This is a genomic window from Streptomyces atratus (genome assembly GCF_900119365.1).
Classification (GTDB): domain Bacteria; phylum Actinomycetota; class Actinomycetes; order Streptomycetales; family Streptomycetaceae; genus Streptomyces; species Streptomyces atratus_B.
The window spans coordinates 1-4620 of the sequence record NZ_FPJO01000042.1 but is presented as its reverse complement, the minus strand read 5'-3'; the positions used below and the strand labels follow the sequence as shown (position 1 = coordinate 4620).

Below are 4620 nucleotides of genomic sequence, written 5' to 3'. Positions count from 1 at the left end.
CTGTGGACCTGGCTGATCGTCGCGGCCCACACCCAACTCCGCCTCGCACGTCCCCTCGCCGAGGACCTCCGCCGCCCCTGGGAACGGCCCGCCGAACCCCGCCGCCTCACCCCCGCCCGGGTCCGTCGCGGGTTTCGCAACGTCCACGCGGCCACAGTCCGCCCGGCAGCCGCACCAAAACCGTCCCGGCCAGGGCCCGGCAGGCCACCCGGCTCGAAGAACAAGCACCGAGCCAAGCGCCACGACGTCGGCAAGACGGTCAAACGCGCCGCGTCGATCAAGGAACACAAAGCGCAGCAAGGTTAAACGCCAAGCTCAGCCGGTGGCGCGTAGGGAAGCGTCCAAGGTACTCATGAGTTGCGCAACGCGGTTCTCAGCGGTTGGCGCGAGAGGGTACCGGGAAAGAACAGCGATCAATACCGGCGTGGCACGTTGCCGAGCTTGTTCGATCAGCATGCTTCCGACTGCGGGGTCGTCGCCTGCGCTCAGCTCGGCAGTGCGCGCGGACGAGGATCAGCGGGAACGGCTTCCTCGAACACGGGAAGGACTTCCTGAGCGCTCTCTGCCACGTAGCGCGCCACAACTCGCAGCTCGTCCATGGTCAACTCGAAGTCACCAGACACAGTCGTCATCCCGGGGCTACGGTTCCACCCGCGCGACCTTTCCCGTCTCAAGGGCCACCCAGAGAGCGCCGTCGGGACCCAGGCTGATGCCGTGCGGCTCGGATGACGGTGACGGCAGGCTGTACTCGGCGATCTCGCCGCTATCGGTGATGTGGCCAATGCGGTTGGCTCCCCATTCGGTGAACCAGCAGTCCCCGGTGGAGGCCGCGGCAATGGCGTGGGGTTTGGCCGTGCGGTCGGGGAGCGGAAACTCCGTGATCCCGCCATCCACTGAGATCTTGCCGATCTGGCCCGCTGCGATCTCGACGAACCACAGGGCGGCGCCGTCACTGGTGATGCCCACAGGTGCGGCGCTGGGGGTGGGGAGTGGGTGAATGACGATGTCTCCGTGGACAGTGATGCGGCCGATTGCGTTCGCCTGGTTGAGGGTGAACCACAGGGCCCCGTCAGGGCCTGCGGTGATGGCTGATGGAAAGGTGCCCGCATCGGGAAGGACGAACTCGGTGATCTCTCCCTTGCTGGTGATGCGGCCGATACGGTCGGTGTTCATCTCTGTGAACCACAGCGCATCGTCTGGCCCGGCAGTGATACCGAAGGGTCCGCTGTCGGGCGTCGGTACGGGGAAGGATTAGGCGGCCGGGCTCGCCCCGACCACAGCCCCGACCACAGACCCGACCACGGGCCGACGTAGGCCGACCACTGCCCCGACCACCGCAGGCCAGGGCCAGCACGCACGCTGCTCCTGGACCACGATCCCGGCCGCCGCGCTGACACCCCGCCGCGGCCCGTTGCACGGGAGTCCGGCGGCCGGGGCGGTCGGTGATGCGCTGCCCGTACGATGACCGGCGTGACCGTCCGCCGTGCCCTTGGCGCAGGCCCCCAGGCTCCCGCGCCCAGCATCCGCGCCGCCCAGGCCGACCTGCTCGACGCTCTTCCCGGAGAGCGTCTGTCCGACCTCGATGAACTGCGTGCCCGAGGCGTGCTCGGTTCCAGTCCGGCGGTGCCACCGTCTCCGCGGCGGACCCTCGGAACCGGTGGCCGCGCCGCCGAGGAACAGCCCCGCCATCCCGCCTGACGCCTCCTCGGCGCCGGTGCGGCCACAGAGTGGTGCCGTACCCGCGAAACGCCCGGTGGGCGGCACCCCACACGGGGTGTCGCCCACCGGGCGTTGGTGGTTCGGTGGTGTCAGCCGACTTGGAGGGTCAGGTTCTTCGGCCAGCCGGCTTGGTCGAGGCGGGAGAACAGGTCCTTGAGGTCGGTGGGCTTGAGCTTGATGCAGCCGTTGGACTTGTAGTCGAAGTCGGCGTCCCAGCGCCAGAAGTCGTCTTCCTTGAGGGGAACGTCGACGGCCTGCGTGCCGTCGGCGAGCATCTCGCTGTGGATGAACATGTCGGTGCGCTCGACGGGCTTCTGGCCGGGCGCGGGCGTGCAGGTCTTGTTTTCGAGCTGGATGGCGTAGCCCGTGCCCCTTGACCTTGTAGGTCCCGTTGGGCAGCCAGCCCTCGTTGGAGAGGCAGGTGTCCTTGCTGCCCATGCCGGAGTTGGCGCGGTAGCTCTTGACCGCCTTGCCGTTATGGACGAGGGCAAGGGTCGAGTACATCGGGTGCTTCTGGTTCTTGGTGAACTTCAACGAGTACCCGGCGGGGCCGGGCTGGGCGGTTTGGCCGGTGTCGGGCCGGGCGCCGGTGGGCGCGGTGACCAGAGCCTTCCAGGTGGCCGGACCGGCGACGCCGTCGGCCTGGAGGCCCTGGTTCTTCTGGAAGGCATGGACGGCGGCCGCCGTACGGCCCCCGAACGCGCCGTCGGCCGTCAGGGAATGCCCGCGGGCGGTCAGGAGCTGCTGAAGGGCGGTGACCGCGTCCCCCTGGCTGCCGGTGCGCAGGGTGGTGACCAGGGCGTTCCAGGTATCCGGGCCGACGACGCCGTCGGCCTGGAGGTGCTGCTCGGTCTGGAATGCCTGGACGGCGGCCGCGGTAAGGCTCCCGAAGGATCCGTCGGTGGTCAGTGAGTGTCCGTGGGCGGTGAGCAGCTGCTGGAGCGCGGTGACCGCGCTGCCCTGGCTGCCGGTGCGCAGGGTGGGCCATTGCCGGTCCTGGGAAGCGGGGGCGGCGGAGCGGGCGGCTGAGGCTGCCGGGTCGCCGCTGCTGTTGGCGGTGGCGGTGTCGGGGGCCTGCGTACCGAGCGTGGCGAAGGCCGCGACGGCGAGGGCGGCGGTGGTGAGGGTGGCCCAGAGCGTGCGGGGAGTGCGGTTCATGGCGGTGTTCCTTTTTTGTGTCGTGTGGGTCCGGCCGGCCGGGCCGCGCAGGGGCGTGGCGCGGCCTGGTCGGCCGGGAAGAGGAGAGGGGGATGGTGCGGTGGCGGCTGCCCCCGGGCCGCTGGTGGCCCGGGGGCGGGGGCGGGGGTCAGATGAAGGTGATGTCCCAGTGGACGCCGCCGCTGCGGGGGACCTCGTAGACGTACTCGGCGGAGATCCCGTTGAGGGTGCCGTGCCAGCGGGCGTTGTTGCCCCGCGGGGCGCCCTTGCGCTGGGTGGTCTTGATCCAGTTGGTCACGCAGCGGCCCTCGTCACGGGTGCGCAGGTCGAGCTTGTAGCCGCCTGCGTGGGAGTGGTTGTGCTGTGGCCGGACTCGGTGCCGCCGGTGATGACGATGGTGCAGCCGCCGCTGGCCTTCTTCAGAGCGATGACGCCCTGGATCGTGCGGGCACGGACACCTGCCAGGGAGGTCCGCCCGACCGGGGCCTTGATGCCGGCCGCGGCGAGCTGCGTGAGGGCCTGGCGCTGGGTCAGCCTGCCGTTCGCCGGAGCGGGCTGGGTCGGGGAGGGCTGCGTCGTCTTGGTCCCGTTGACCAGCTTGTTCCACGTCTTCAGGCCGATGATGCCGTCGGCGGTCAGGCCGTGGGACCGCTGGAACGCGGCCGCGGCGTTCCGGGTGGCCGGGCCGAAGGCACCGTCGACCGCGATGCGGTTGCCATACCCGGCGAGCTGCGCCTGGGCTGCCTTGACCGCCGGCCCGCTGGAACCGGTGCGCACGGTCTGGGTCAGCTTGTTCCAGGTGTTCGGGCCGATGATGCCGTCCGGGGTCAGGCCGTGGGACCGCTGGAACGCCATGGCCGCGTTCCGGGTGTTCGGGCCGTAGATTCCGTCGGCGGTGACGGACTGGCCGGCCGCGGCCAGCAGGTGCTGGGCGGTGGTGACGTTCACGCCGCGCGTCCCGTTCTTGAGCAGCGGCCACACGGCCGTGGACGGAGCAGACGCACTAGTCCCGGCCCCGGCCCCGGCACCAGTCCCGGCCCCGGCCCCGGCACCAGTCCCGGCCCCGGCCCCGGCACCAGTCCCGGCCCCGGCCCCGGCACCAGTCCCGGCCCCGGCCCCGGTGCCAGCACCAGCCCCGGTGCCGGGGCCGGTGGGGGTCTGGCCAGGAGCCAGGTGGGCGAGCGCGCGGAGCTGGGTCAGCGTGCCCTTGTAGACGTTGATGTCGGCCTTGCCCCGCAGGCCGGGTACCGATCCGTTCTCGGTGTACTGCCAGATCGACCAGTACCTGCCGCCGACCGGAGCGGGCTCACGCGTTCCGCTCTCGTACCGGGGCTGCCACAGCGGACTGTTGGCCAGGGCACTGACGTTACCGCGCAGGCAGGTGTCGGCGAAGTCCTTCGAGGTGTAGGCGATGGGGTTCACCCCGGACGCCTGGTGGGTCTTGGCGAGGAACGCGGCGACCTGGGTGTTGTTCACCCCGGCCGGGCACCGGCCGCGGATCTTCTCCAGGTCGACCACCGGCGGCAGCTGCCCCGGCCGCTTGCCGTCATAGCCGGCGGCCCTGGCCGTACGGATGAAGTGGTCGGCCTGAGCGGCACCGGAACCGGAGTCGTAGAAGTGGTACGGCGCGGCCATCAGCCCGGCCCGCGACGCCCCCGCGAAGTCACCGGCGAACTGCGGGTCGCGGTAGCCGGTGCCCTGGGTCGCCTTCTGGAACACGAACGAGTACCCGGCCCTGACGGA

The 4620-nt window shown here is 70.8% G+C and carries 3 protein-coding genes and 2 pseudogenes; 1 reads left to right on the top strand and 4 read right to left on the bottom strand.

Going from position 1 to position 4620, the window contains the following annotated elements:
* A pseudogene (locus BT364_RS42405) lies at positions 1–306 on the top strand (NF041680 family putative transposase); the annotation flags it as partial.
* 333 nt (positions 307–639) lie between these two features.
* Here the strand turns inward: BT364_RS42405 and BT364_RS35850 are convergent.
* From BT364_RS35850 to BT364_RS43650, 4 genes and pseudogenes are all read right to left on the bottom strand, one after another.
* Positions 640–1251, bottom strand: a pseudogene (locus BT364_RS35850) (Vgb family protein); the annotation flags it as partial.
* The gene (locus BT364_RS35840) at positions 1252–2877 is read right to left on the bottom strand and encodes a peptidoglycan-binding domain-containing protein (RefSeq protein WP_256260371.1); all 1626 of its coding nucleotides are present in this window, start codon (positions 2875–2877) and stop codon (positions 1252–1254) included.
* 148 nt (positions 2878–3025) lie between these two features.
* Positions 3026–3175, bottom strand: coding sequence for a hypothetical protein (locus tag BT364_RS43655; protein ID WP_256260370.1), 150 nt, complete (start codon positions 3173–3175; stop codon positions 3026–3028).
* Positions 3172–4620, bottom strand: a 1449-nt coding sequence (locus BT364_RS43650) for a peptidoglycan-binding protein (RefSeq protein ID WP_256260369.1), incomplete at its 5' end; no start/stop codon positions are given. The genes BT364_RS43650 and BT364_RS43655, both read right to left, overlap by 4 nt.